Origin of the sequence: Brevundimonas sp. Leaf168, from assembly GCF_001423685.1 — a bacterium.
Taxonomy (GTDB): Bacteria; Pseudomonadota; Alphaproteobacteria; order Caulobacterales; family Caulobacteraceae; genus Brevundimonas; species Brevundimonas vesicularis_C.
Genome location: NZ_LMOY01000009.1, coordinates 149,923 through 174,366 on the forward strand (window position 1 = coordinate 149,923; position 24,444 = coordinate 174,366).

At 67.4% G+C, this 24,444-nt stretch carries 25 protein-coding genes; 17 read left to right on the forward strand and 8 right to left on the reverse strand.

What is annotated here, in order from left to right; genetic code table 11:
- Window positions 1–34 precede the first annotated feature (34 nt).
- The gene (locus tag ASF81_RS09755; RefSeq protein ID WP_055808123.1) at window positions 35–1,240 is read left to right on the forward strand and encodes an MFS transporter; all 1,206 of its coding nucleotides are present in this window, start codon (window positions 35–37) and stop codon (window positions 1,238–1,240) included.
- Window positions 1,241–1,259: 19 nt separating this feature from the next.
- Here the strand turns inward: ASF81_RS09755 and trmFO are convergent, their stop codons facing one another.
- Window positions 1,260–2,654, reverse strand: coding sequence for a methylenetetrahydrofolate--tRNA-(uracil(54)-C(5))-methyltransferase (FADH(2)-oxidizing) TrmFO (gene trmFO, locus ASF81_RS09760; protein WP_055808126.1), 1,395 nt, complete (start codon window positions 2,652–2,654; stop codon window positions 1,260–1,262).
- Between the two features lie 76 nt (window positions 2,655–2,730).
- On the opposite strand from trmFO, the gene ASF81_RS09765 reads away from it, so the two are divergent.
- Entirely contained in the window at window positions 2,731–3,510 is a 780-nt protein-coding gene (locus ASF81_RS09765; RefSeq protein WP_055808127.1) for a hypothetical protein, read from the forward strand.
- Between the two features lie 20 nt (window positions 3,511–3,530).
- Here ASF81_RS09765 and ASF81_RS09770 read toward each other — a convergent pair whose 3' ends face one another.
- Together ASF81_RS09770 and ASF81_RS09775 are read right to left on the reverse strand one after the other, a co-directional pair.
- Window positions 3,531–4,187, reverse strand: coding sequence for a 3-oxoacid CoA-transferase subunit B (locus ASF81_RS09770; protein ID WP_055808129.1), 657 nt, complete (start codon window positions 4,185–4,187; stop codon window positions 3,531–3,533).
- Between the two features lie 2 nt (window positions 4,188–4,189).
- The gene (locus ASF81_RS09775; protein ID WP_055808131.1) at window positions 4,190–4,915 is read right to left on the reverse strand and encodes a CoA transferase subunit A; all 726 of its coding nucleotides are present in this window, start codon (window positions 4,913–4,915) and stop codon (window positions 4,190–4,192) included.
- Between the two features lie 334 nt (window positions 4,916–5,249).
- On the opposite strand from ASF81_RS09775, the gene ASF81_RS09780 reads away from it, so the two are divergent.
- From ASF81_RS09780 to ASF81_RS09810, 7 genes are all read left to right on the forward strand, one after another.
- Window positions 5,250–6,275: a cyclopropane-fatty-acyl-phospholipid synthase family protein gene (locus ASF81_RS09780; RefSeq protein ID WP_055808133.1), complete on the forward strand. Its 1,026-nt coding sequence runs from the start codon at window positions 5,250–5,252 to the stop codon at window positions 6,273–6,275.
- 11 nt (window positions 6,276–6,286) lie between these two features.
- Window positions 6,287–6,700, forward strand: a complete 414-nt coding sequence (locus ASF81_RS09785; protein ID WP_039245498.1) for a DUF2177 family protein — start codon at window positions 6,287–6,289, stop codon at window positions 6,698–6,700.
- Between the two features lie 104 nt (window positions 6,701–6,804).
- Complete coding sequence (locus tag ASF81_RS09790) at window positions 6,805–8,055, forward strand: oligosaccharide flippase family protein (protein WP_156363207.1); 1,251 nt, start codon at window positions 6,805–6,807, stop codon at window positions 8,053–8,055.
- The gene (gene glf / locus ASF81_RS09795; RefSeq protein WP_055808137.1) at window positions 8,039–9,187 is read left to right on the forward strand and encodes a UDP-galactopyranose mutase; all 1,149 of its coding nucleotides are present in this window, start codon (window positions 8,039–8,041) and stop codon (window positions 9,185–9,187) included. The genes ASF81_RS09790 and glf overlap by 17 nt, the downstream gene beginning before the upstream one ends.
- On the forward strand, window positions 9,184–10,098 hold the full coding sequence (locus ASF81_RS09800; protein WP_055808139.1) for a glycosyltransferase: 915 nt from the start codon (window positions 9,184–9,186) through the stop codon (window positions 10,096–10,098). Before glf ends, ASF81_RS09800 begins: the two co-directional genes overlap by 4 nt.
- Window positions 10,083–11,321 carry an O-antigen ligase gene (locus ASF81_RS15585; protein ID WP_055808141.1) on the forward strand — a complete coding sequence of 413 codons (1,239 nt, stop codon included), beginning with the start codon at window positions 10,083–10,085 and terminating at the stop codon, window positions 11,319–11,321. The genes ASF81_RS09800 and ASF81_RS15585 overlap by 16 nt, the downstream gene beginning before the upstream one ends.
- Window positions 11,318–12,529: a glycosyltransferase gene (locus ASF81_RS09810; protein WP_235559301.1), complete on the forward strand. Its 1,212-nt coding sequence runs from the start codon at window positions 11,318–11,320 to the stop codon at window positions 12,527–12,529. Before ASF81_RS15585 ends, ASF81_RS09810 begins: the two co-directional genes overlap by 4 nt.
- Here ASF81_RS09810 and ASF81_RS09815 read toward each other — a convergent pair.
- From ASF81_RS09815 to ASF81_RS09825, 3 genes are all read right to left on the reverse strand, one after another.
- Window positions 12,475–13,527 carry a glycosyltransferase family 1 protein gene (locus ASF81_RS09815; protein ID WP_055808145.1) on the reverse strand — a complete coding sequence of 351 codons (1,053 nt, stop codon included), beginning with the start codon at window positions 13,525–13,527 and terminating at the stop codon, window positions 12,475–12,477. The two genes, ASF81_RS09810 and ASF81_RS09815, sit on opposite strands and share 55 nt — an antisense overlap.
- A complete protein-coding gene (locus ASF81_RS09820) occupies window positions 13,520–14,632 on the reverse strand; it encodes a glycosyltransferase family 4 protein (RefSeq protein ID WP_255353881.1) in 1,113 nt (370 codons plus the stop codon). Before ASF81_RS09820 ends, ASF81_RS09815 begins: the two co-directional genes overlap by 8 nt.
- A 111-nt stretch (window positions 14,633–14,743) precedes the next feature.
- Entirely contained in the window at window positions 14,744–15,205 is a 462-nt protein-coding gene (locus tag ASF81_RS09825; RefSeq protein ID WP_017504078.1) for a peptidylprolyl isomerase, read from the reverse strand.
- A 72-nt stretch (window positions 15,206–15,277) separates the two neighbouring features.
- Here ASF81_RS09825 and ASF81_RS09830 point away from each other — a divergent pair, with 72 nt between their 5' ends.
- Both ASF81_RS09830 and ASF81_RS15070 read left to right on the forward strand, forming a co-directional pair.
- Complete coding sequence (locus ASF81_RS09830; RefSeq protein ID WP_055753232.1) at window positions 15,278–15,988, forward strand: RlmE family RNA methyltransferase; 711 nt, start codon at window positions 15,278–15,280, stop codon at window positions 15,986–15,988.
- A gap of 135 nt (window positions 15,989–16,123) precedes the next feature.
- A complete protein-coding gene (locus ASF81_RS15070) occupies window positions 16,124–16,387 on the forward strand; it encodes a hypothetical protein (protein WP_156363208.1) in 264 nt (87 codons plus the stop codon).
- Between the two features lie 43 nt (window positions 16,388–16,430).
- On the opposite strand, the gene ASF81_RS09840 is transcribed toward ASF81_RS15070, so the two are convergent.
- Window positions 16,431–16,976 carry a DUF2061 domain-containing protein gene (locus ASF81_RS09840; protein ID WP_055808151.1) on the reverse strand — a complete coding sequence of 182 codons (546 nt, stop codon included), beginning with the start codon at window positions 16,974–16,976 and terminating at the stop codon, window positions 16,431–16,433.
- Window positions 16,977–17,103: 127 nt separating this feature from the next.
- Between ASF81_RS09840 and guaB the strand changes: the two genes are divergently transcribed.
- The 6 genes from guaB (at window position 17,104) to ASF81_RS09870 (ending at window position 24,087) form a co-directional block, all read left to right on the forward strand.
- Window positions 17,104–18,561 carry an IMP dehydrogenase gene (gene guaB, locus ASF81_RS09845; protein WP_055808153.1) on the forward strand — a complete coding sequence of 486 codons (1,458 nt, stop codon included), beginning with the start codon at window positions 17,104–17,106 and terminating at the stop codon, window positions 18,559–18,561.
- 6 nt (window positions 18,562–18,567) lie between these two features.
- Window positions 18,568–18,963, forward strand: a complete 396-nt coding sequence (locus ASF81_RS09850; RefSeq protein WP_055808156.1) for an MAPEG family protein — start codon at window positions 18,568–18,570, stop codon at window positions 18,961–18,963.
- Window positions 18,964–18,972: 9 nt separating this feature from the next.
- Window positions 18,973–20,274: an RsmB/NOP family class I SAM-dependent RNA methyltransferase gene (locus tag ASF81_RS09855; protein WP_055808158.1), complete on the forward strand. Its 1,302-nt coding sequence runs from the start codon at window positions 18,973–18,975 to the stop codon at window positions 20,272–20,274.
- Window positions 20,271–20,984 carry a 5'-methylthioadenosine/S-adenosylhomocysteine nucleosidase gene (locus ASF81_RS09860; RefSeq protein WP_055808160.1) on the forward strand — a complete coding sequence of 238 codons (714 nt, stop codon included), beginning with the start codon at window positions 20,271–20,273 and terminating at the stop codon, window positions 20,982–20,984. Before ASF81_RS09855 ends, ASF81_RS09860 begins: the two co-directional genes overlap by 4 nt.
- Window positions 20,981–22,543, forward strand: coding sequence for a glutamine-hydrolyzing GMP synthase (gene guaA, locus ASF81_RS09865; RefSeq protein ID WP_055808162.1), 1,563 nt, complete (start codon window positions 20,981–20,983; stop codon window positions 22,541–22,543). Before ASF81_RS09860 ends, guaA begins: the two co-directional genes overlap by 4 nt.
- A gap of 290 nt (window positions 22,544–22,833) precedes the next feature.
- Window positions 22,834–24,087, forward strand: coding sequence for an integrase arm-type DNA-binding domain-containing protein (locus ASF81_RS09870; RefSeq protein ID WP_055808164.1), 1,254 nt, complete (start codon window positions 22,834–22,836; stop codon window positions 24,085–24,087).
- Here ASF81_RS09870 and ASF81_RS14860 read toward each other — a convergent pair.
- Entirely contained in the window at window positions 24,041–24,334 is a 294-nt protein-coding gene (locus ASF81_RS14860) for an AlpA family transcriptional regulator (protein WP_081600486.1), read from the reverse strand. The two genes, ASF81_RS09870 and ASF81_RS14860, sit on opposite strands and share 47 nt — an antisense overlap.
- Between the last annotated feature and the right edge of the window lie 110 nt (window positions 24,335–24,444).

Genomic DNA, 24,444 nt, shown 5'->3' on the forward strand with positions numbered 1-24,444 from the left:
GAGACTAGCGCGATTTTCAGTCGGAGTCCCCACCATGACCGCACGATCTGACGCCACGCCCGCGCGCGGCGCTTCGCTGCTGTTGCTGGCGGCCATCGTCGCCCTGGCGCTGAATCTGCGGCCGGCGATGGCGGCGGTGGGGCCGCTGCTGGATCTGATCGAGGGCGCGACGGGCATGGGTTCGACCGCCGCCAGCCTGCTGACCACCTTGCCCGTGCTGATGATCGGTCTGGGCGCCCTGTCGATCCGGCCGTTGCGTCGGCGGTTGGGCGAGCGGCGCGGGATCTTGCTGGGCGCGCTTCTGATCGGTGCGGCCTGCCTGGTGCGGGTGGTGCTGACCGGCGCGACCGGCCTGATCGCCAGCGCAGTAGTCGTCGGCGTCGGCGTCGCCTTGATCCAGGCCTTGGCGCCGGTCGTCATCAAACGGGCCTTTCCGGCGAAGTTCGGCACGGTCATGGCGCTCTACACCACCGGCATCATGGGCGGCGCCGCCGTCGCGGCGGCCACGGCGGCCGGTCTGGCCGAGACGATCGGCTGGGCCGGGACGCTGGCCCTATGGAGCGCGCCGGCCTTTGTCGCAGCATCGGTCTGGCTGGCGGCGTCGCGCGACCCCGCGGCCGAGGAGCCGAACCGTGCCGCAGCGGTCGAGGCGACGGACCCCGATCTGCCCTTCTGGCGTCAGGGGCGGGCGTGGCGGCTGATCCTGATCATGGGCCTAGGGACCTCGGCCTATACCTTGATGCTGGCCTGGCTGCCGCCCTTCTACATCGACCTGGGCGAGCCAAGGGCGACGGCCGGCTATCTGCTCAGCGGTATGACGGCTGCGGAGGTGACGGCCGGCCTGCTGGTGTCGCTGACCATCGGGCGCTTTGCGGATCGGCGCGGACCGATCCTGACGGCGCTTCTGCTCGCCCTGGCGGGTCTGGCCGGGCTCGTGGTCGCGCCCCTCAGCATGGCCGTGCCGATCGTGATCCTCCTTGGCCTCGGCATCGGCGCGATCTTCCCGCTCAGCCTGATCCTGGCGATGGACCAGATCGACGATCCCGCCCGCTCCGGCGATCTGCTCGCCTTCGTCCAAGGCGGCGGCTACATCATCGCCAGCCTGTCGCCGCTGGGCGCCGGCCTGCTGCGCGACCATATGGCCGACCTGACCCAGGCCTGGGTGCTGATGGGCGTCGGCGTCATCCTGCTGGGCGCAATGACGCTGGAGTTTCGGCCGGGCCTGCCCAAGCTGCGCTGAGCGGCCCGGCCCTCAGAAATCAGTCCGCGTCGCGCCAGGCTTTCAGGCTTTCCATCGCCCGGAGGCTCATCAGGCGCTTCTTTGCCCGGCCGCGTTCCTTCAGCGGGATCTTGACGCCGGCCTCGTCGACCTTGGGCGCTTCCAGCGGCGGCAACAGGCCGTAGTTGATGTTCATCGGCTGGAACTTCGATCCCGCCAGGTGCCCGCCGGTGATGTGCTCGACCAGGGCGCCCATGGCGGTCTCGGGCGGCGGCGGGGCCAGGTCGCGACCCAGCGCTTGCGCAGCGGCGAGACGGCCGGTCAGCAGGCCCATGGCCGCGCTCTCGACATAACCCTCCACACCCGTCACCTGTCCGGCGAAGCGCAGGCGTGGCATGGCCTCCAACCGAAGCTGCTTGTCCAGCAGTTGGGGACTGTTCAGATAGGTGTTGCGGTGAAGACCGCCCAGACGCGCGAACTGAGCGTTCTGCAGGCCGGGGATCATGCGGAAGACCTCGGCCTGCGCCCCGTGCTTCAGCTTGGTCTGGAAGCCGACCATGTTGAACAGGGTGCCCAACGCGTTGTCCTGGCGCAGCTGGACGATGGCGTAGGCCTTGACCAGCGGGTCGCGCGGATTGGTCAAGCCGACCGGCTTCATCGGGCCGTGCCGCAGGGTCTCGCGACCACGCTCGGCCATGACCTCGATGGGCAGGCAGCCGTCGAAATAGGGGACGTGCTCCCACTCTTTGAACTCGGCTTTGGGACCACTCAGCAGGGCGTCGATGAAGGCCTCGTACTGGGCCTTGTCCATCGGGCAGTTGACGTAGGCGGCGGCGTCGCCGCCCGGACCTTCCTTGTCATAGCGCGACTGACGCCAGGCGATGTCGAAGTCGATCGAATCGGCGTGAACGATGGGGGCGATGGCGTCGAAGAAGCTCAAGGACTCCTCGCCCGTCGCCTTCAGGATGGCGTCGGCCAGGGCGGGGGAGGTCAGGGGGCCGGTGGCGACGATGACATTGTCCCATTCCTGCGGCGGCAGGCCGGCGATCTCTTCGCGCACGATGGTGACGAAGGGGTGGGCGGTCAGTTTGGCCGTCACCGCCTGGGAGAAGGCGTCGCGGTCCACGGCCAGGGCGCCGCCGGCCGGCACCTGGTTGATGTCGCCGCAGGCCATGATGACCGAATCCAGCGCCCGCATCTCGGCGTGCAGCAGGCCGACCGCATTGAACTGCCAGTCATCCGAGCGGAAGGAGTTGGAGCAGACCAGCTCGGCCAGGCCATCGGTGTGGTGGGCGTCGGTCTTGACGCCAGGCACGCCGCGCATCTCGTGCAGGATGACGGGTACGCCGGCCTGGGCGATCTGCCAGGCGGCCTCGGAGCCGGCCAGGCCGCCGCCGATGACGTGGATGGGGGAAGGAGAGGGGGAAGCGCTCATCGCGGCCTTCTAGCGGGCGGGTGGCGTGGTGTCATGGCCCCCTGCTATATCCGCCGCCGGTCATCGGGGGCGTAGATTGAGCGAGCATCGGATTTTGCGACTGGGCGAGACGCTGTCGGCGGCGGCCCGCACCCTGCCTCGCCTGTGGCGCGGGGCTTGCGGCGCGATCCTGCTGGCGGCCGTGGTCTGGAGCCTCAAGCCGCTGGCGGCGGGCGCAGCGGGCCTGATCTGGGCGGTGTGCGCCTTGGCCTCGACCCTGGTGCTGGCGGGCGCGCTGGCGCGGATCGCCATCACCGACGATCTGGCTCGGGCGCGGCGGCTGGGCCTGGGGCCGGTCGGGTTGCAGTTCGGGCGGCCGGAGGTCCGGTTGCTGGGCGCGGGCCTGCTGTGCGCGATCTTTCTCGCGATGATCCTGTCGGTCGTAGCCCTGGTCCTGCTGGCCGTGTTCGGCATGGCCGAGTTGAACGCCCAGGCCATCGAAATGCGCCAGTGGAGCGCGGTGGGACCGTCGTGGAAGCTGATCCTGCTGGCGGTCGTCACGGCCTTCGCCCTGTTCGCCGTCATCGCCTTCGCTGTGCGCCTGTCCCTGTTCGCGCCAGCGACGATCGGGCGCGGGCAGATGGTGTCGCTGCAGAGCATGAGCATCGCGCGCGGCGGCTTCTGGCCCCTGCTGGTCGGGCTTGTCGTTACGGCGCCGCCCAAGATTGCGCTGGTATTGCTGTGGGGCGCCGGGCTGCTGTCGGGCACGGCGGGCTGGATCGTCTTCGCCGTCGTGCTCACGGGTGTGCAGGCTCCGCTGACGATGGCCTTTGTGGGTGCCGCCTATCGCCGGCTGGAACCTGCGCCGCTCCGGTAGGCCAGAGCGGCGCAGGTCTATCAGGCGGCCTGCAAGCCCGGTTCGACGGTGTAGGCCGCCTCGGTCTTGGCGGCGACTTCGTCGAGGGTGACGCCGTCGGCCAGTTCGATCAGCTCGAGGCCCGCGCCGTCGGGCTTGACGTCGAAGGTGGCCAGGTCGGTGATGATGCGGCTGACGACGCCGGTGCCGGTCAGAGGCAGGGTGCAGGATTTCAGCACCTTGGATTGGCCGTGCTTGTTGGCGTGTTCCATGACAACGACGACGCGCTTGACGCCGGCGACCAGGTCCATGGCGCCGCCCATGCCCTTCACCAGCTTGCCGGGGATCATCCAGTTGGCGATGTCGCCGTTCTGGGCCACTTCCATCGCGCCCAAAATCGACAGGTTGATATGGCCGCCGCGGATCATGGCGAAGCTGTCGGCGCTGGAGAAGTAGGACGACTCCGGGATCTCGGTGATCGTCTGCTTGCCGGCGTTGATCAGGTCGGGGTCCTCGTCGCCCTCATAGGGGAAGGGCCCCATGCCCAGCATGCCGTTCTCGGATTGCAGGGTCACGGTCATGCCGGCGGGGATGTAGTTGGCGACCAGGGTCGGGATGCCGATGCCCAGATTCACATAGAAGCCGTCCTGCAGTTCCTGGGCGGCGCGTTCGGCGAGTTGTTCACGGGTGCGGGGCATGATCAGACCTCCGATCCGGCGGCGGCGCCGGCGGCACGTTGACGGACGGTGCGCTGTTCGATGCGCTTTTCGGACACGGTCTGGACCAGGCGGTCGACATAGACGCCCGGCGTGTGGATGTGGTCGGGATCCAGCGCGCCGACCGGGACGATCTCTTCGACCTCGACAACCGTGACCTTGCCGGCTGTGGCCATCATCGGGTTGAAGTTGCGGGCGGTCTTGCGGAACACCAGGTTGCCGCGCTCGTCGGCCTTCCACGCCTTGACGATGGACAGGTCGGCGACCAGGCCGGTCTCCATGACGTAGTCGCGGCCGTTGAAGTTGCGGACCTCTTTGCCCTCGGCGACCAGGGTGCCGACGCCGGTGGCGGTGAAGAAGGCGGGAATGCCCGCGCCGCCGGCGCGGATGCGCTCGGCCAGGGTTCCCTGCGGGTTGAACTCAAGCTCCAGCTCGCCGGCGAGATACTGGCGCTCGAACTCCTTGTTCTCACCGACGTAGGACGAGATCATCTTCGCGATCTGGCGGGTGCCCAGCAGTTGGCCCAGGCCGAAACCATCGACGCCGGCGTTGTTGGAGATGACCGTCAAGCCCTTGACGCCGCTGTCGCGCAGGGCGGCGATCAGGTTTTCGGCGATGCCGCACAGGCCGAACCCGCCGGACATGACCGTCATGCCGTCGAAGGTCAGGCCCTCCAGCGCGGACGTGACGTCAGCGTAGATCTTTCCCATCGCTCTCCCTTTTTTCACTGCCTGATGAATATCGGCTTTTGACCACGCCTAACGCGGGGGCGGGCGGGGGGCAAGACGCGGCGTCGATCCGACGCGGCGATTTCAGACGGCGAAGGCGAAAAACAGAGTCTAATTCGTCTAATTCGTCTGAAACGACGGCGAGCCCGGTTCGAAAAAGAGAGTACAATTGGTGCACTTTCTTCGGAATCGGCCGGCGCGGGAGGCGGATGTCGGCATCCTTGGGGTTGCGTTCAAGAGGGCGAAGGCATCCATCGGGGTCGAGGCGTCGTATTGCCGTCAAGCCTGCAGCAAGATCCGACGATCGAGGACGCCGATGAACCTGACCAATGTCGCCATTCGCCAGCTTCAGGACGCGCCGTTCCCGGACTTCGTGACGCGTCCGGCGATCGACAGCCTGGTGACGGAGGCCAGAAAGCGTCTGGATCGCGACGGGCCGCACGACGAGGCGGCCTTTGCGCGCGAAATGGCCCAGCGCGCCATTGCCGAACATACGGATGCGGCGAACCAGCAGCATTACGAACTGCCGCCCGAGTTTTTCCAGCTGTGCCTGGGCAAGCGGCTGAAATACTCCTGCTGCCTCTATCCCACGGGCCGCGAGACGCTGGATCAGGCGGAAGAAGCGGCGCTGGCCGAGACCTGCGCCCATGCCGATCTGAAGGACGGTCAGACGATTCTGGAGATGGGCTGCGGCTGGGGCTCGCTTTCGCTGTGGATGGCCGAGACCTATCCGAAGTCGAAGATCACGGCAGTGTCGAACAGTCACGGCCAACGCGGCCATATCGAAGCGCAGGCGGCGGCGCGGGGGCTGACCAATCTGACGGTCATCACCCAGGACATGAACGCCTTCGACACCGAGCAGCGCTTCGACCGCATCGTCTCGGTGGAGATGTTCGAGCATATGGCCAACTGGCGCGCCCTGCTGACCAAGGCGAGAAACTGGCTGACGCCGGACGGGCGGATGTTCATCCACGTCTTCACGCACCGCGACGCGCCCTATCGGTTCGACCATACCGACAGCGGCGACTTCATCGCGCAACACTTCTTCACCGGCGGGGTCATGCCCAGCCACGGCCTGATCCGACAGTTTCCGGACCTGTTCGCGGTCGAGCAGGAATGGACCTGGAACGGCGGTCACTATGCGAAGACCGCCAACGATTGGCTGGCGAACATGGACCGGAACGCCCCGCGGATCGCGGTGTTGATGCGGGAGACCTATGGCGACGACGCCAAACTTTGGACCCGTCGCTGGCGGCGGTTCTATCTGGCGACGGCCGGTCTGTTCGGAAACGACGAGGGCCGCACCTGGGCGGTCAGCCACTATAGACTGAAGCCGGCTTAAGGGAGACGAGGATGATCAAATATGTCGCGGCCTATCTCGGGGCCGGCCTGACCTTTGCAGCCATCGATTTCGTCTGGCTGACCACCATGACCAACCGGCTGTACAAGCCCGTCATCGGGCCGATCATGGCCGACAAGCCGGACATGAAGGCGGCGGTGGCCTTCTATCTGATCTCCATCGCCGGGACCGTGTTCCTGGCGATCGCGCCGGCCCTGAAGGAAGGGAACTGGACGCGGGCGGCGATCAACGGGGCGGTGCTGGGCTTCGTCGCCTACGCCACCTACGACCTGACCAATCAGGCGACCCTGGCGGTCTGGCAGACCAAGCTGACGATCATCGATCTGATCTGGGGCACGACCTTGACGATGCTGTCGGCGACCGGCGGTTATTTCGCCGCGCGCTGGGCCGAGGGCCGTTTCGGCTAAGCAGCCCGGCTGAGCCCGCGCTTGCGATTGCAGCCGCGCGTGTCTAAAGCTCGCGCCAGGGTTGATCGCGGGGGCAACAGTTGGGGGATGGCAGGCACCGATTGATGTCGGCGCGCGGCGCGGCCGATGCGGGCTGGGTCTATGGCGCGCACGTCGCCCGCTATGTCTCGCCGCTGCTGCTCTATCCGGTTCTGACGCGACGCCTGGGGCTGGAAGGCTTCGGGGTGTTCGCCTCGGCCATCGCCCTGGCCTTGGTGGTGTCGGTGGTCGTGGATTATGGGCAGTCGCTCTCGGGGCCGCGCGACATCGCCGGAGCTGTCGAAGGGCGCGGCGTCCTGGTCGGTCAGGCCCTGGCGATGCGCGGCGTGCTGATCCTGCCCGCCGCTGCCGTCGGCGTCGTTTTGGCGGCCTTCAATTCGGTTCTGGAAGGCGCGAGCGGCGTCGTGGCCATGGCGGTCGTGCTGGGGATCGGGCAGGGGGCCAGCCTCCTGTGGTTCTTTCAGGGTATTCGCGATCCCGGTCCGGCGGCGATGTTGGAGGTCGGCTTCGCCCTGGTCGGAGCGGGCGTCGTGCTGGCGCTGCCGGACTTGAGCGTCGGCGGCGCGATGGCCGTCCAGGCGGGCGGCGTCTGGGCGGGCTTGGTCGCGACCGGCGTCCTGCTGCTGCGACGGCAGACAGTTCAGGCGCCGGAGCGGGGTTTTGTGAGGCGCGCCCTGATCCATGGCGGTCCGCTGTTCGCCAGTCGAGCGGTCATCGTCGCCTATACGGGGGCGGGCGTTCTGGTCGTCGCGGCGCTGGCCGGGCCGGCGCAGGCGGCGCTTTACGGGGCGGCGGACCGACTGGTCGCGGCGTCCGGGTCGCTGATGCGGCCGCTGGCAGGCCTGATTGCGCCCCGGGTCGCCGGACTGCTGGGAAAGGATTCGGCGGCGGCGTTTCGCACGGCGCGGTGGACGCTGGCCGCCTCGACCGGCGCGTTCGTGCTGCTGGCGGCGGCGCTGACGCTGGCGGCGCCGCTGCTGATCAGACTGTTGTTCGGGCCGGGGTTTGCGGGCGCCGTCGAGGTGCTGCGCCTTCTGGCCTGGGTGCTGCCGCTGGTGGCCGTCAGCCAGGTGCTGGGGCTGCATCTGATGAACCCGCTGCGGATGGATGGACGGTTCGCGCTGATCGTGGCGCTGGGCTGTGTCGCGACCCTGGGCCCGGCGGTGGTGTTGGCGCCCGGCCTTGGCGCGGCCGGCATGGCGGGCGCGCGGATCATCGGCGAGGCGGTGGTGGTCGCGGCCTGCCTGATCGGCCTGAGGGCGCACTGGGGGGCGTTGTTCCAGACCGGCAGGAGGCGCGATGTCCCGGCGATATGACTGGCTGATCGTCGGCGCCGGTTTCACCGGGGCGGTGGTCGCCGAACGGCTGGCGCGCGGGCTGGATCAGAGCGTGCTGGTGATCGACCGGCGCGACCACGTCGGCGGCAATGCGCACGACCGACGCGATGCGGGCGGGCGGCTGATCCATCCGTATGGTCCGCACGTGTTCCACACCAACAGTGCGCGTATCTTCGCCTATCTGAGCCGGTTTACGGCGTGGCGGCCCTATGCCCATCGGGTCCAAGGGCTGCTCGACGGGCGACAGGTGCCGCTGCCGTTCAATCTGGATTCGATCGAGACGCTGTTTCCCGCCGCGATGGCCAAGCGGATGACGCAGGCCCTGGTCCAGCGTTTCGGTTTCGGGGCGCGGCCCAGCATCCATGACCTGCGACAGGCGGGGGACGATCCGGATCTGAGGCGGCTGGGTGACTATGTCTTCAACAAGGTGTTCGCCGGATACACCGCCAAACAGTGGGGTTTGCCGGTCGAGGTGCTGGACGCCTCGGTCACCGCACGGGTGCCGATCGCGGTCAGCCGGGACGACCGCTATTTCGTCGACCGCTATCAGGCCATGCCGCGCGACGGCTATGGGGCGCTGTTCCAGCGGATGCTGGATCATCCCAACATCACGGTGTCGGTGAATACGCCGATGGATCAGGTCGAAGCGGGGTCGTGGGACCGGATGGTCTATTGCGGCGCGCTGGACGACTATTTCGGCCGGTCCGTCGGGGCCTTGCCCTATCGCAGCGTGCGGTTCGACCATCGGGTCGTGGATGCCGATGAGGGGCTGCCGGTCGGGACGGTCAACTATCCCAACGATTTCGACTTCACGCGCATCACCGATTTCCGCCACCTGACCGGCGAGCGCGGGCCGACGACGGCGACGGTGACCGAATATCCGATGGCTTATGAGGCGGGCGTGAACGACCCCTATTATCCGATCCTGACGGAGTCTTCGCGCGCGTTGGCGGTGCAGTATCGCGCGATGGCGGCGACGCTGGCGGGCAAGGTGTGGTTCGCCGGACGGCTGGCCGATTTTCAGTATTACAACATGGACCAGGCGGTCGGGCGGGCGCTGAGCCTGGTCGAGAAGTCGCTGGCGCCGGCCATCGCCCGGATGGCGGCATGAGGGCGTCGGTTTGGGCGGTGGTGGTGACGTGGAACCGGCGCGCCCTGCTGGAGCAATGCCTGGCGCATCTGATCGCCCAGACGCGGCATTGCGACGGGGTGGTGGTGATCGACAACGCCAGCGATGACGGCACCGCCGAGATGCTGGCCGACGCCTGGGCGGGGCAGGCGATGGTGGTGCGGATGCCGGTCAACACCGGCGGGGCGGGCGGCTTCAACGCCGGCATCCGCGCGGCCATCGAGGCCGGGGCCGATCGGGTGTGGCTGATGGACGACGACGTGCTGCCGGCGCCGGATGCGCTGGAGGCCTTGCTGGCGGCGGAAGCGGGGCTGGCGGACGAGGGCGTCGTTCCGGCCTTCCTGTGTTCCAGCGTGAGGTCGCCTGAGGGGCATCTCACCAACACGCCCGAGATCGACCGACGCGAGAATGTGCTGGGCTATCCGACCTGGGGCGAGCGACTGGAGCAGGGGATGGCGCCGGTGCGGCAGGCGACATTCGTGTCGGTCCTGGTCAGCCGCGCGGCGGTCATGCGGCACGGCCTGCCGCTGACGCCCATGTTCATTTGGGGCGACGATACGGAATATACGCTGCGGCTGTCGCGCGACGAGCCGGGCTATCTGGTCGCGGCCAGCCACGTCGAGCATGTGCGCGCGGCGCCGGGACGGCTGACCATCGAGACCGAGCCGGATGCGCGGCGCGAGCGGCTGCATCGCTATCTGACGCGCAACGTCATCCTGGCCAAGCGGCGGCACGAGGGACGGCGCTCTGCGCTGCGCTATGCCGCATCGCGGCTCAGGCTGGCGGGTCGGCTGGCGCTGGGCGGACGCTGGCGAAAGGCCGGGGTGCTGGTCGCCGGCGTGGTGGACGGGGCGCGGTTCGATCCCGAGGTCGAGCATTGCAGGCCGTCCTGAGCGCATCGCGGCGCGGAACGCTGCGCTGGTCCCAGGTGCGCGCGGCCTATGAGCGGGTAACTTTGGGTCTGCTGGGCCTGGGCGTAACCTTGCCGCTCTTTCTGACGCCGGGGCAGGTCAGCGGGCCGCGGCTAGGGGATCTGGCGCTGGCGGTTGCTGTGCCGTTGGCGGCTGTGACGTGGCGAGGCATGGCGCCGGTTCTGAGGGCGGCTTGCGTGGTCGCGGCGGGCTTTCTGGCGATGACGCTGCTGGCGCAGGTCGCGCAGGGCGGCGATCGCCTGAACGTCGGGGATGCGGCCTTCTGGTTTCGATGGATCACCTCGGCGCTGGCGGCGCCGGCGGCGGCGACACTGATCCTGAGAGATGAACGACGGCGGCGGCTGTTCCTATGGGCCTTGCTGGCGGGCGCGGCGTGTCACTTGGCGACCTACGGGCTGGTGACGCTGGTGGGATTGGAGCCTTTGCAGGCCGTGGGGCTGGCGTCGCCGCGCGCGATGGTGACCACGACGGCCGCCCAGGTGCGGCTGACGACCCTGGCCGAGCATCCGAATGCGGCGATGGCGATGATCGGATTGGCGGTCCCGGCCGGCGTGATGCTGGCGGGACGGGGCTGGGCCCGGCGTGCGACGACGTGGGGCGGCGTCGGCGTGGCGGCATTGGGGTTCGTCAGCACCCTGTCGCGAGGCGGCATGATGGCGGCGATGCTGGCAGGGCTGGCGAGGATGGTCGTCGGTTGGCGCTGGCGCGAGCGGGTTCGGCCGCTGGGGGTGGTGCTGACGGTCTGCGTGCTGGCGGTGGGGGCGATGACTTTGCAGGCGGGGCGGTTCGACCTCGATGGCGGCCGGTTTGCGGGACGGTTCGACAGGGCGGCGCTGCAGGACAATCTGGCCGGACGGATGCTGACCTGGCGGCGGACAGTCGATCTGGTCGTGGAGCGGCCGATGGGGGCGGGGTGGTCGTCGGCGGACGAGATGGGGGCGTTTCGGGCGCTGTCGGTCAGCCACAACGGCTATCTGTTCACGGCGCGGACGGCGGGCGTGGTGAGCGCGCTGGTGCTGCTGGGGCTGCATCTAGCGTCGGCGGCGCGGCTGGACGCGCTGACGCCGCTGTCGGTCTATGTGCTGGCCGCGATGTTTGGAGAGGACCTGACGCAGGGGGCGGGGATGGTCTTCCTGTGCTGTCTGGTGGGCGCCTTGGCGTGGCGAAGGCCGCTGGAGCCGTGAGGGTGCTGATCGTCAACACCCTTTATCCGCCGGCGCAGGTCGGCGGGGCGGAACGCAGCGTGGCGCAGTTGGCCCAAGGGCTGAGGCGGGCGGGCGTCGAGGCGTCGGTGCTGACGCTGACGCCGGGGCGCGAGACGGTGAACGAACGGATCGACGGCGTGCCCGTGCAGCGCCTGCCGGTTCAAAATCTTTATTGGCCCTATGACGGCACGCGGCGATCGGCGGTCCAGCGAGCGGTTTGGCATGGGCTGGAGGCGGCCAATCCGCTGATGGATCAGGCGGTGGATCGGGCGGTCGCGCGGGTGCGGCCGGACCTGATCCATCTGCACCTGACGACGGGGTTTTCGCTGTCAGTCCATCGCGCGGTGGCGCGGCGGGATCTGCCGCTGGTGCAGACGCTGAGGGACTGGTCGATGCTGTGCGCGCGGGCGTCGCTGTTTCGACGCGGACGGCGATGCGATCGGCGGTGTGGGTCGTGCATTCTGCTGACAGCGGGGAAGCGGGTGCGGTCGCAAGGGGTGGATCATGTCATCGGCCTGAGCGGGCCTGTGCTGGAGACGCATCGGGGGGCGGGCTATTTTCGGCGGACGCCGGGGTCGGTGATCGGCAATGCAGCGGGCGCGGCGGCGATCGCGCCGAAACCATCGCTGGTCGAGGCGCCGGCGATGCGGTTCGGGTTTCTGGGGCGGATCGAACCGGAAAAGGGGATCGAGGTTCTGCTAGCGGCGGCGAGCGGGTTGGACGGCGACTGGGCACTGAATATCGGCGGGCGGGGCGAGGCGGACTACGTGCAGGCGTTGAAGCGGGCTTACGATGATCCGCGCATCGTCTGGCTGGGTCAGGTGGAGGCGGAGGCGTTCTGGCCCAAGGTGGATGTGCTGGTTGCGCCGGCGGTGTGGGCCGAGCCGTTCGGACGCAGCGTCGTGGAGGCGGTTCAGCAGGGACGGGGCGTGATCGCATCACGCATCGGCGGCTTGCCGGAGGCGGCGCAGGGGGCGGGCATGTCAGCCTTAGTGGAACCGGGGGATGCAGGCGCGCTGACGGCGGCGATGCAGGCGGCTGTAGACCAGCCGGAACGCGGGCGTTTCGCGGCGGTCGGTGCGCCGCCCTGGACCGAGGCGTCGATCGTCGAGGCGCACAGGGCCGTCTATCGTCAGGTGCTGAGCAGAAGGGCTTCGATGATTTCGGCCGAGCGGGACCAAGCGTAACGGTCTGCGCGGCGAAGGCCCGTGTCGCGGCGAGCGACATCCGGTCCGCTGAGCATCTCAGCCATATGGGCGGCCAGGGCTGCGTCGTCGGCAGGGTCGAAATAGAGGGCGGCGTCGGCGCAGACCTCGCGCGCTGCGGGGATGTCGGAGGCGATGACCGGACAGCCGAGGGTCATCGCCTCCAGCGGCGGAATGCCGAAGCCTTCGTAGAGGCTGGGAAAGACCAGGGCGCGCGCGCCGCCGAGCAGGGCGGTGATCTCGGCATCCGAGCGACGGCCGACGAAGATCAGGCGCGGGTCGGCCGGAAAGGTGGAACGGTCGAAGACGGCGGGGCGGTCGCCGATGAGGACCAGCCGAACGGCAGGGTCGGCAAGACGGGAGAGGGCGCGAATGGCGACGGCGAGGTTCTTGTTCGGCGTCAGATTACCCAGGGCCACGAAGTAGGGGCGGGTCGTCAGATCAAGGCGTGCAACGACGGCGGGGTCTTGCATGACGATGCGAAGATGGTCGGCGCTGTTCGGGGCGACAGCGATGCTGTCGGGCGACAGGTTCAGGACCGAGGCCAACTCGCGCCGGGAGAACTCGGAGACGGTCGCCAACCGCGCCCGGCGCGCCAGAATTCTGTTCAGGGCGCGGTGGAAGGCGGCGTAGCCTGTTCGGAAATGCTCAGGATGACGAAAGACAGCGGCGTCGTGGATGACGACGACATGGCGACGATGCAGCACCGGACCCGAACCCGCTAACGAAAGCAGACGGCCGTGGCGCGCGGTCCAGGCCAGGGCGGTCTGTTCCCAAAGATGGCCGCCTGCGCGCCCGATCGTGCGGGTCGGGATGTTGAGCAGGTTCAGGTTATCGGCGCCGGGGGGCTTCAATAGGACGTAACGCTCGGCCGAGCCGGGGCGCTGGTCAAGGGCGCGGACGATCTGACGCGCATAGCGCTGAACCCCGCTCATCGGCTGGGTCAGGAAGCGGCCGTTGATGAAGACGGGCTCAGCCACCCAGGCGTCTGCGGGCGAAGGCGTCGCGGTAAATCCGGACCGTCTGTTCGGCCATGCGTGAGGCGGACAGCAGGCCCGGCGCAATCGGCAGGGGAACGACGCGGCTGGCCAGCGCGGCGCGCATCGCCTCGGCCAGATGATCGGGCGAGGCGTCGACAGGCAGGCGGTCGATGTGCGCGCCGGCATGGATCAGACGCCCGATACCGCCGACGTCGGTGCAGACGATCGGCAGGCCCAAGGCGGCCGCCTCGATCATGGCGTAGGAATCGGCCTCATAACGGCTGGTCATGGCGAACAGATCCAAGCCCGCCATCAAAGGCCCGGCATCGCGTGCGCCCAGCAGGCGGAGGGCGTCGCCGCCGGCGGTCCTGACCGACGAGGCCAGATCGCCGTTCCCGATCATGACGCCGGTGATGCGCGGATCGATGGCGTTCGCCCGGCGGACGGCGTTGGCGAACCGGACGGGGTCTTTCTGGGTGCAGAACCGGCCGACGAAGCCGATGACCAGAGCGTCGTTGGGAACGCCGAGGATTTGGCGGGCGGCGAGACGATCGTTGGCGGGCGGGGAGGCCAGGCCGTTGGGAACGACGTGCAAGCGGTTCCCGCCGAGCCCCCAGCGACGGGCGACGGCGGCCTCCTTCTCAGAGACGGCGATGATGGCGTCGCTGGAGCGGGCCAATAATGCCTCGGCCGCGCCGGCGATGATCGTCGTCAGGTTGGCCGGGCCCATCATAGGCAGGGCGTGAGGCGTGTAGATCTTGGCGGCGCCGGGCGCGTGGGCCAGGCGGACCAGGGCGCCGGCCTTGGCGCTGTGGCCATGGACGATCTCGAATGGGCCGAGACGGGCGATCAGGCGGTTCAGGGCGTAAAGGGCGGCGACGTCCCACGGTCCGACGCTGCGGCGCATCGGCAGACGTCCACTGGCGTGCAGGGGAAGGGCGGCGACCGCGGCCTCGAACCAAGGCTCTGCGCGGCTCGGCGACCAGATCAGGGACACCTGATGGCCGCTTCCGATCAAGGCGCGGGCCAGATCGACCACGTGACGCCCCGAGCCGCCGCCGGACGGCGATGACCAGAAGAATGCGCAATGTCGTCCCCCGACGATGGCTCAGCATTGCAACTGAAAGCCATCATCGAGAAACGTCAAGATTGCGCACATTCTCGTTGCGCGAAATCTAATCCGAGTTGGACGAAGTCCAACTCTGCCGCTTTCGCTTTAGTTGACCGTCGCCTTGACGATCTTGCCGGGGCTGCGCGGCGGCTCGCCCTTGGGCAGGGCGTCGACGTGTTCCATGCCCGATTCGACCTGGCCCCAGACGGTGTACTGGCGATCCAGGAAGGTGGCGTCGTCGAAGACGATGAAGAACTGCGAGTTGGCGCTGTTGGGGTCAGAGGTGCGGGCCATCGAGCAGACGCCGCGCACGTGCGGCTCGGCCGAGAACTCGGCCTTCAGGTTCGGCTTCTTGGAGCCCGAGGTGCCGGTGCCGGTCGGATCGCCGCCCTGGGCCATGAAGCCCGGAATCACGCGGTGGAAGACCACGCCGTCGTAGAAGCCTTCCTTGGCCAACTCGGTGATGCGTTCGACGTGGCCGGGGGCCAGGTCGGGGCGCAGCTTGATGACCACGTCGCGGGCTTCGCCGTCGCCGGTGTCCAGGGTGAAGGTCAGGGTGTCGGCCATGTCGGTCGTCCTCTTTGGGTTGATTTGAGGCGGGACATAGCCCGCAACGCCGGTCGGGGCTATGTGGGAACGATGAGCGAAGACGAAAAGCCCCAGGAACGCCGCCGGATGGTGAAACCGCCCACCGGCGGAACCGCCGCCGGACGCGGCATGGGCACCAAGATGAAGACGGCCGACACCAAGTCGATGTCGAGCCAGCAATGGATCAAACGCCAGCTGTCGGACAAATGGTCTGAAAAGGCGCGGGCCGAAGGCTGGCGCTCGCGCGCGGCCTTCAAGCTGATCGAGATCGACGACAAGTTCCGGCTGATCAAGCGCGGGTCGAAGGTCATCGACCTGGGCGCGGCGCCGGGCGGCTGGGTTCAGGTGGCCTTGAACCGGGGTGCGGGCGCGGTGGCGGGGGTGGACCTGCTGATGATCGCGCCGATCCCGGGCGCGACCTTGCTTCAGGCCGATTTCACCCATCCGGGCGTGGACCAGCAGCTGATCGACGCCATCGGCGGGGCGCCGGACCTGGTGCTGTCGGACATGGCGCACAACACGGTCGGGCATCGCCAGACGGACCATTTGAAGATCATCGCCCTGATCGAGATCGCCGCTGACTTCGCCATTCGCACGCTGCGGCCCGGCGGAAACTTCGTCTCCAAGAACTTCCAGGGCGGGGATGCCGGCGGGGTTCTGGCGCGGCTGCGCGAGGAGTTCGAGACGGTGAAATACGTCAAGCCGGCGTCGAGCCGGAAGGACAGCGCCGAGGTGTTTCTGGTCGCGCTGAACAAGCGATAATCGCGCGTACCGGGGAAAGTCGATGATGCCGGTCTTGGTTTTGGCTGCAGCGCTTCAAGCAGCTCCGTCGCCCTCAGCTGATGATCTGTCACCAGTATCCGACAAGGTCCTGCGGTACCTGCTGGATGGGTCCATTTGGATTACGTCGATACAGTCATTGGTGATCGAGCGCAGTTCTTCTTTCCCGAGGGTCGATACGTGGTCCATGGCAGAGCAAGAAGCGAAGGTCGCTATCGCGTGTCGGACGGTCGAATTTGCACTCAAGTCGGAGACTATTCCGAGAACTGCTTCCACGTGTTCAGCGACACCAGCGGACGTTTCTTTGTCGACCACCTGCCAGCACCCGGTGATGGCGAGGTCTCGGAAGTTCGCTTTGTTCCTGTCCTGGAAGCGCGCTGATAGAACGCGCATCTGGCGATAGACCAGCGATCGCTTGTAAGGCTTAGGCCGTAGCGACGGCGCTGCGCGCCCGACGCTCTTCGATTCGCGACCAGATGCGGTCGTGCAGGGCGAAGAAGAGCGTCTGCACCATAGGCTCGACCATGCCGATGGTCAGCGCCGTGCGGATGTCGTTGGTCAGGGCGTAGGCTACGGCGACCGCCACGGCGAAATGCATGACGCCATAGGTGACAGTCTTCAGCGCGATCTGTTTGAACGACCGGGGCAGGGTGTGGCTGTGGCCGTGATGAGCGTCGTGCGAGCGGCGCTGTTCCTCGGGCGACATGATGTCGAGGCGGGCGGTGAAGGCCTCTGTCGCCTCCTCGATATTGGAGGCCATGCGACGCCGCTCGACCTTATGCCAGACGCGGTCGTGGACGGTGTAGGCGATGGTCTGAAAGATCGGCTCGACCATGCCGACGGCCAGGGCGATGCGCCAGTCGCGGGTGATGACGAAGGCGACCAGGATGGCGACGATCAGGTGCATGACGCCATAGCTGGCGATCTTTAGAGCCAGTTTGCGCGCGGTGCTGAGGATGACGCCGACCATGCGGAGAGAATGGTGAGCGGCCCTGCGGGTTGCAAAGCAATAAAATCTATCGGGCCTATAACCGCAATCGGCCTTGCCCCCGACCCCCGCATCCCGTTATACGCGGCCCGCAAAACGGAGACTCCCTATGGAGATACGCGAAGGACTGACCTTCGACGATGTTTTGCTGGAACCCGGCGCATCCGAGTTCATGCCGGCGATGGTCGATGTCTCGACCCAGCTGACGCGCGACATCAAACTGAACATCCCGCTACTGTCGTCCGCCATGGACACGGTGACGGAAAGCCGTCTGGCCATCGCCATGGCGCAGTCCGGCGGTCTGGGCGTTCTGCACCGCAACATGACCATCGAGGAGCAGGCCGACGAGGTCCGCGCCGTCAAACGCTATGAGAGCGGGATGGTGGTCAATCCGGTGACGGTCGGCCCGCAGACGACGCTGGGCGAAGTGCGCGAGATCGTGGCGCGCAAGAAGATCACCGGCTTCCCTGTCGTGGATCCGGCGACGGGCAAGCTGGTCGGGATGCTGACCCACCGCGACATGCGCTTCGAGAGCGACCTGAACGTCACGGCCGCCTCGCTGATGACCACCGGCGACCTGATCACCGTCCGCGAAGGCGCCAGCCGCGACGAAGCGCGCGAGTTGCTGAAGACCCGCAAGATCGAACGCGTCATCGTGGTGGACGAGGATTATCGGGCCGTCGGCCTGATCACCATGAAGGATATCGAGAAGGCCCAGGCCTTCCCCAACGCCGCCAAGGACGAGCAGGGCCGCCTGCTGGTCGGCGCAGCCTCCACCGTCGGCGACGCCGGATACGAGCGCGCGATGGCGCTCGCCGAAGCGGGTTGCGACGTGGTGGTGATCGACACCGCCCACGGTCACTCGGCCTCGGTCGCCCAGGTGGTCGAGCGGATTAAGCGCGAGAACAACCGGCTGCAGATCATCGCAGGCAATGTCGCCACCTACGATGCGACGCGCGCCCTGATCGACGCAGGCGCGGATGCGGTGAAGGTGGGCATCGGTCCCGGCTCCATCTGCACCACGCGCATTGTCGCCGGCGTGGGCGTGCCGCAGCTGACGGCGGTGATGGACGCCGCGCGCGCGGCCAGGGGCACGGGCGCCTCGGTCATCGCGGACGGGGGCATCAAATACTCGGGCGACCTGGCCAAGGCCATCGCGGCCGGCGCCAACGTGGCCATGATGGGCTCGATGTTCGCCGGCACCGACGAAAGCCCTGGCGAGGTCTTCCTGTATCAGGGCCGCAGCTACAAGTCGTATCGCGGCATGGGTTCGGTCGGCGCAATGGCGCGCGGCTCGGCGGATCGGTATTTCCAGAAGGAAGTCTCGTCCGAGAAGCTGGTGCCCGAGGGCATCGAGGGTCAGACGCCCTACAAGGGGCCGATCAGCCCGGTCCTGCACCAGATGGTCGGCGGTCTTCGCGCCTCCATGGGCTATGTCGGCGCCGGCACGATTCCGGAGTTCCAGGAACGCGCCCGTTTCGTGCGCATCACCGGCGCGGGTCTGCGTGAAAGCCACGTGCACGACGTGATGATCACGCGTGAAGCGCCCAACTATCGGCAGGGGTAGGCGACCATGACGACCGAACTCACCTATCTGGCCCTGACGCTGATCCTGGCCCTGGTTCAGATCTTCCTGCCCGCCGGGGCGCGGACGGCCGAGTTCGGCTCGAAATGGAATGCGGGTCCGCGCGACGAGACGCCGGAGGCGAAGAAGCCGCTGACCGGCCGTCTCGAACGCGCCCAATCCAATCTGTACGAGACCCTGCCGCTGTTCATCGGCGCGGTCCTGATCGCCCATGTCATCGGCGCGTCCAGCGCCCTGACGGTGTGGGGCGCGGCGCTCTATTTCTGGGCGCGGGTGGTCTATGTGCCGCTCTACGCCGTCGGCGTTCCCTATGTCCGGTCGCTGGTCTGGGTGGTCTCGCTTGCGGGACTGGTCATGGTCCTGGCGTCCCTGTTCTTCGTTTGAAAGCCTGAATTGACCCCAGCCGCTCGCCTCGCCGCCGCCGCCTCCGTCCTGGACTCCATCGCCCAGGGCCGCCAACCGGCCGAGGCCGTCATGAAGGCCTGGGGCACGGCCAACCGCTACGCCGGGTCCAAGGACCGGCGCGCCATCGCCGACCGGGTCTATAAGGTGCTGCGCGCGCGCGGCCGCCTGTCGTGGATCATGGGCGGGCGTGAAGACGGTCGGGCCCTGGTCATCGGTTCGCTGCACGCCATCGACGGTCTTTCGCTGGAAGAGATCGAGGGCCTGCATTCGGGCGACGGCTATGGCCCGCGCCCGCTGTCCAAACAGGAGCGCAGCCGCATCACGGCGGGGCAGGGCGAACTGCCGGGCTGGGTCGCCGCCGGCCTGCCTGAGTTCGTGGTCGAGGATTTCAAAGCCACCTTCGGCGATCGCTGGGCCGAGGAAGCCCACGCCCTGATGGCGCCGCGCGCGCCGATCGACCTGCGCGTCAATGATGCGGCCGCCACGATCGATGAGGTCGAGGCCGAGCTGAAGGCCACAGGGCTCGACGTCTCGCGCACGCCCTGGTCGGCCGTCGGCCTGCGCGTGCCGTCGGAACCGCCGCCCAACATCCAGGCGCTGGACGGCTTCAAGGCCGGTCGGTTCGAAATCCAGGACGAAGGCAGCCAGGTCGTCTGCTGGCTGCCTGGGGCGCAACCCGGCATGACGGTGGTGGACTACTGCGCCGGCGGCGGCGGCAAGACGCTGGGTCTGGCCCAGGCGATGAAAGGGCAGGGCAAGCTGGTCGCCTCGGACGTCGTCAACAAGCGGCTGGAGAACATCCGTCCTCGCCTGCAGCGCGCGGGCGTCGAGGCGGAGCTGGTCCTGATCGGCCAGAACGGCGGCGGTCTGGAAGACCTGAACGGGCAGGCCGATCTGGTCTTCGTCGATGCGCCCTGTTCGGGATCTGGCACCTGGCGTCGTCGGCCCGAGGATGCTTGGCGGCTGACAGCCGAGGAGGTCGAAAAGCTTCACGGCCTGCAGGTGCGTATTTTGAGCCAGGCGACCAAGCTGGTGAAGCCGGGCGGCAGACTGGTCTATGTCACCTGTTCGATGCTGGCGCGCGAGAATGAAGCCAGCGTGGACGCCTTCGAGGCCGCCAACCCCGACTTCCGCCCTGTCCCCGTCGCCGACGTCCTGTCGGCGCCGCAACTGACCGACGCCGCGCGCGCGAAGTTCGCCGAGCTGGCGTCCGGGGCGCGCCTGCGCCTGTCGCCGGCGTCGGCCGACACCGACGGCTTCTTCGCCGCCGTCTACGAGCGCGCCGCATGAAGCTGGCGCGGCATGGCGGGGTTTCGCTGCTCTACGTCATGGCCGCGCCTGCGGAATACGGCCTGCACCTTCAGGCCCGGATCACGCCGCTGATGACCGGCGTCGGTCCGGTGGAGGCCGCCGTGAGCCTGGGCGCCGCCCTGGCGCGGCTGGAAGCGGCGAACGATCTGCCGGATCTGATCGTATCGGTGGGCTCGTGCGGGTCGCGGGTGTTGGAGCATGCGGCGGTTTATCAGGCCTCGTCCGTCGCCTATCGCGACATGGACGCCAGCCCGCTCGGTTTTCCGAAGGGCGTGACGCCGTTGCTGGACCAGCCCGCCGTCCTGTCTTTGCCTTGCCCGATCCCCGGCGTGCCGACGGCCTCCCTTTCTACGGGTGCGAATGTCGTCTCCGGCGCCGCCTATGACGCCATCGACGCCGAGATGGTGGACATGGAGACCTGGGCCCTGGTCCGCGCCGCCCAGACCTTCGGTGTGCCCCTGATCGCCCTGCGCGGCGTGTCGGACGGTCGCGCCGAGTTGAAGGCGTTGGAGGACTGGACCTCGACCCTGCATCATGTGGACGAGACCCTGGCCGTCGCCCTGGATCGCCTGATCGCCGTGCTGGAGGCCGACGGCCCCGCCGCTCTTGAGCTCCCCGCCCTTGAAATATCGGCCCCGCCCGGCCAAGACCCCGCCCATCTTCCTGCCCCGGATTCGATCACGTCATGACCACGCCGCAAGACCACCAAAAGGTCCTCATCGTCGACTTCGGCAGCCAGGTGACGCAGTTGATCGCGCGGCGCCTGCGCGAGGCCAGCGTCTATTGCGAGATCCATCCGTTCCGGAAGGCCGAGGCAGCTCTGACGGCCATGAACCCGGCGGCCATCATCCTGTCGGGCGGTCCCGAGAGCGTGCATGAAGAGGGCAGTCCTCGCGCGCCGCAGGGCGTGTTCGAGGCGGGCGTGCCGGTGCTGGGCATCTGCTACGGCGAGATGACGATGTGCGAGCAGCTGGGCGGCAAGGTCGAGGGCGGGCACACGCGCGAGTTCGGCCGCGCCGAGATCACGGTTCAGAAGACCTCGCCCCTGCTGGCAGACCTGGCCCCCGTCGGCGAGAACGAAGAGGTCTGGATGAGCCACGGCGACAAGATCGTCGCCATCCCGCAAGGCTTTGGCGTGGTCGCCTCGTCCGAGGGGTCGCCCTATGCGGTGATCGCCGACGAGGCTCGTCGCTTCTACGGTGTTCAGTTCCACCCCGAAGTGATGCACACCCCGCGCGGCCATCAGATGCTGAAGAACTTCACCCACGGGATCGCGGGTTTGAAGGGCGACTGGACCATGGCCGCCTATCGCGACGAGAAGATCGCCCAGATCCGCGAACAGGTCGGCGACGCCAAGGTGATCTGCGGCCTGTCGGGCGGGGTGGACTCCTCGGTCGCCGCCGTTCTGATCCATGAGGCCATCGGGGATCAACTGACCTGCGTCTTCGTCGATACCGGCCTGTTGAGGAAGGACGAAGCGAAACAGGTCACGACCCTGTTCCGCGAGCACTACAACATCCCGCTGGTGCACGTTGATGCATCGAAGGAATTCCTGGGCGAACTGGCCGGGATTTCCGACCCCGAAACCAAGCGCAAGACCATCGGCCGGCTGTTCATCGCGGTGTTCGATCGCGAGTCCGCCAAGATCGAGGGCGCCGAGTTCCTGGCCCAGGGCACCCTCTATCCGGACGTGATCGAGAGCGTCTCCTCGTCCAGCGGCAAGGCCCACGTCATCAAGAGCCACCACAACGTCGGCGGCCTGCCGGACTATATGAAGCTCAAACTGGTCGAGCCTCTGCGAGAGCTGTTCAAGGACGAGGTCCGCGCCCTGGGCCGCGAACTGGGGCTCAGCGACGCCTTCGTGGGTCGCCACCCGTTCCCCGGACCGGGCCTGGCCATCCGCATCCCCGGCGAGATTACGCCGGACGCCGTCGAGACCCTGCAACAAGCGGACGCCATCTATCTGGATGAAATCCGCAAGGCGGGTCTATACGACAAGATCTGGCAGGCCTTCGCCGTGCTGCTGCCGGTCAAGACCGTCGGCGTCATGGGCGACGCCCGCACCTATGAAAAGGTCCTGGCCCTGCGCGCCGTCTCCTCCACCGACGGCATGACCGCCGACTTCTACCAGTTCCCGTGGGACGTCCTCTCCAAGACCGCCACCCGCATCATCAACGAGGTGCGCGGCGTCAACCGCGTCGTCTACGACGTCACGTCCAAGCCGCCGGGGACGATCGAGTGGGAATAATTCGGGCCTTTCGGGAGCTTTCGAGAACGCTTCCGAAATGGGCTGTAAGTTGCTGACGCGAAAGTGAATTCTGTCGAGACCCTTCGGAGCCTTTCGGAGGGTCTTTTTTTCGTGATGCCGACCTGTCTGACGGTATCGCGCTCCGTTGCTCCCATGGATTCCGGCTCATACCGTCTGGGCCACGGCGAGCCGTTGACGGTATTCTTTTCAAGCAAGACGCTGAAAAGGCGAGAAAATATCGACCTCGAACCGCCGATTTCCGGGCCTGTCCGGTGCGAGGAGGTTTTACCGTGCTTACCGATGCCGCTCTGAAGAATTTGAAGCCTAAATCAAAGCCTTACAAGAGTACCGACAGGGACGGCTTGTACGCCTACATCTCGCCCGGGGGAGCGATCTCGTTCCGCTACGACTATCGCTTCAACGGTCGGCGAGAGACGCTCACCCTGGGGCGCTACGGACGGGGCGGTCTGAGCCTCTCGCAGGCGCGGGAACGTCTGTTCGAGATCAAGCGGACCATCGCGGACGGCGTGTCGCCCGCCCTGGAGAAGCAGCGCGCCAAGCGTCGTCTGAAAGAGGCGCGCAGCTTCGAGCATGTCGCCCAGCGTTGGATGGACACCGCACCGATGGCGGACAGCACACGGAACATGCGCCGGTCGATCTTCAATCGCGAGGTGCTGCCGCAGTGGCGAAACCGCCTGCTTAGCGAGATCACTCCCGACGACATCCGGGCGCACTGCAAGACCATCGTGGACCGCGGCGCGCCGGCGACGGCGATCCATGTGCGCGACATCGTCAAACAGATCTACGCCTGGGCGATTCTGCACGGCGAGAAGATCGACAATCCGGCCGACGGCGTCGGGCCGGCGTCGATCGCGACCTTCCGGCCGCGAGACCGCAGCCTGTCGCCGAGCGAGATCCGCATCATGCTGGGGCTTCTCGGAGAGGTGGCGACCCTGCCGACCATCCGGCTCGGGCTGAAGTTCATCCTGCTCAGCATGGTGCGAAAGAGCGAACTGCAGGATGGCGTCTGGCCAGAAGTGGATTTCGAGAACGCCGTCTGGTCGATCCCGGCGGCGCGGATGAAGCGCTCCCGGCCCCACAACGTCTATCTGTCGACCCAGATGCTCGACATCCTGATCGCCCTGAAGACCTGCGCGGGGAACTCCAAATACATCCTGCCGTCGCGCTACGACGCGGACGCGCCGATGTCGCGGGCGACCTTCAATCGCGTGACCTCCGCCATCGCCGCGCTGGCGAAGAAGCGGGGACTGCCTTTGGAGCCGTTCACCGTGCACGACCTGCGACGGACGGCTTCGACCCTGTTGCACGAGATGGGGTTCAACTCGGACTGGATCGAAAAGGGCTTGGCTCACGAGGAGCGGTCGTCGCGCGGGGTCTACAACAAGGCGGAGTTCGAGATGCAGCGACGGCATATGGCGCAGCAGTGGTCGGACGCGGTCGAGGCCTGGGAGGCCGGGCGGACGTTCACGCCGGTGCTCAGTGTGCCGGAGGGAGAGGGACCTCGCTTCGATCCAAAGTTCTGACGGGTCGGCTGACGCGTCGGCGGACATCGGGCGGCGGGGCGCGGCGGATCGGCTGGTTGCGGCGCCGCTCGAGCCACGCCTCGACCTCGGCCAGGTCCCAGACCACGCAGCGGGGCGTCAGAAGGAACCGCTTCGGAAACTCGCCCCGGCGCTCCATCTCCCAGATGGTGCTGTCGGCGAGCGGCACCATCTGGTGCAGTTCAGGTTTCTTGATCGTGCGGCGTAGGGGTGGGCTGGCCTGGGCCATCGAAATCTCCGCTTTGCTGGGAGAATCGAACCCGAAAGATTGCGACAGGCCTAGCCGTATCCTCTCCACCGTAGGCTTGCGCATCCCCTGGCGTCAGCGGCTTGAATACT

What these genes read in the sequence shown, in the direction of transcription:
- ASF81_RS09830 (WP_055753232.1), top strand. Translation starts at nt 15,278, where the DNA reads ATGAGCGAAGACGAAAAGCCCCAGGAACGCCGCCGGATGGTGAAACCG.
- ASF81_RS09800 (WP_055808139.1), top strand. Translation starts at nt 9,184, where the DNA reads ATGAGGGCGTCGGTTTGGGCGGTGGTGGTGACGTGGAACCGGCGCGCC.
- ASF81_RS09775 (WP_055808131.1), bottom strand. Translation starts at nt 4,915, where the DNA reads ATGGGAAAGATCTACGCTGACGTCACGTCCGCGCTGGAGGGCCTGACC.
- ASF81_RS09790 (WP_156363207.1), top strand. Translation starts at nt 6,805, where the DNA reads ATGTCGGCGCGCGGCGCGGCCGATGCGGGCTGGGTCTATGGCGCGCAC.
- guaA (WP_055808162.1), top strand. Translation starts at nt 20,981, where the DNA reads ATGACCACGCCGCAAGACCACCAAAAGGTCCTCATCGTCGACTTCGGC.
- trmFO (WP_055808126.1), bottom strand. Translation starts at nt 2,654, where the DNA reads ATGAGCGCTTCCCCCTCTCCTTCCCCCATCCACGTCATCGGCGGCGGC.
- ASF81_RS09825 (WP_017504078.1), bottom strand. Translation starts at nt 15,205, where the DNA reads ATGGCCGACACCCTGACCTTCACCCTGGACACCGGCGACGGCGAAGCC.
- guaB (WP_055808153.1), top strand. Translation starts at nt 17,104, where the DNA reads ATGGAGATACGCGAAGGACTGACCTTCGACGATGTTTTGCTGGAACCC.
- ASF81_RS14860 (WP_081600486.1), bottom strand. Translation starts at nt 24,334, where the DNA reads ATGGCCCAGGCCAGCCCACCCCTACGCCGCACGATCAAGAAACCTGAA.
- ASF81_RS09850 (WP_055808156.1), top strand. Translation starts at nt 18,568, where the DNA reads ATGACGACCGAACTCACCTATCTGGCCCTGACGCTGATCCTGGCCCTG.
- glf (WP_055808137.1), top strand. Translation starts at nt 8,039, where the DNA reads ATGTCCCGGCGATATGACTGGCTGATCGTCGGCGCCGGTTTCACCGGG.
- ASF81_RS09780 (WP_055808133.1), top strand. Translation starts at nt 5,250, where the DNA reads ATGAACCTGACCAATGTCGCCATTCGCCAGCTTCAGGACGCGCCGTTC.
- ASF81_RS09785 (WP_039245498.1), top strand. Translation starts at nt 6,287, where the DNA reads ATGATCAAATATGTCGCGGCCTATCTCGGGGCCGGCCTGACCTTTGCA.
- ASF81_RS09840 (WP_055808151.1), bottom strand. Translation starts at nt 16,976, where the DNA reads ATGGTCGGCGTCATCCTCAGCACCGCGCGCAAACTGGCTCTAAAGATC.
- ASF81_RS09860 (WP_055808160.1), top strand. Translation starts at nt 20,271, where the DNA reads ATGAAGCTGGCGCGGCATGGCGGGGTTTCGCTGCTCTACGTCATGGCC.
- ASF81_RS09770 (WP_055808129.1), bottom strand. Translation starts at nt 4,187, where the DNA reads ATGCCCCGCACCCGTGAACAACTCGCCGAACGCGCCGCCCAGGAACTG.
- ASF81_RS09755 (WP_055808123.1), top strand. Translation starts at nt 35, where the DNA reads ATGACCGCACGATCTGACGCCACGCCCGCGCGCGGCGCTTCGCTGCTG.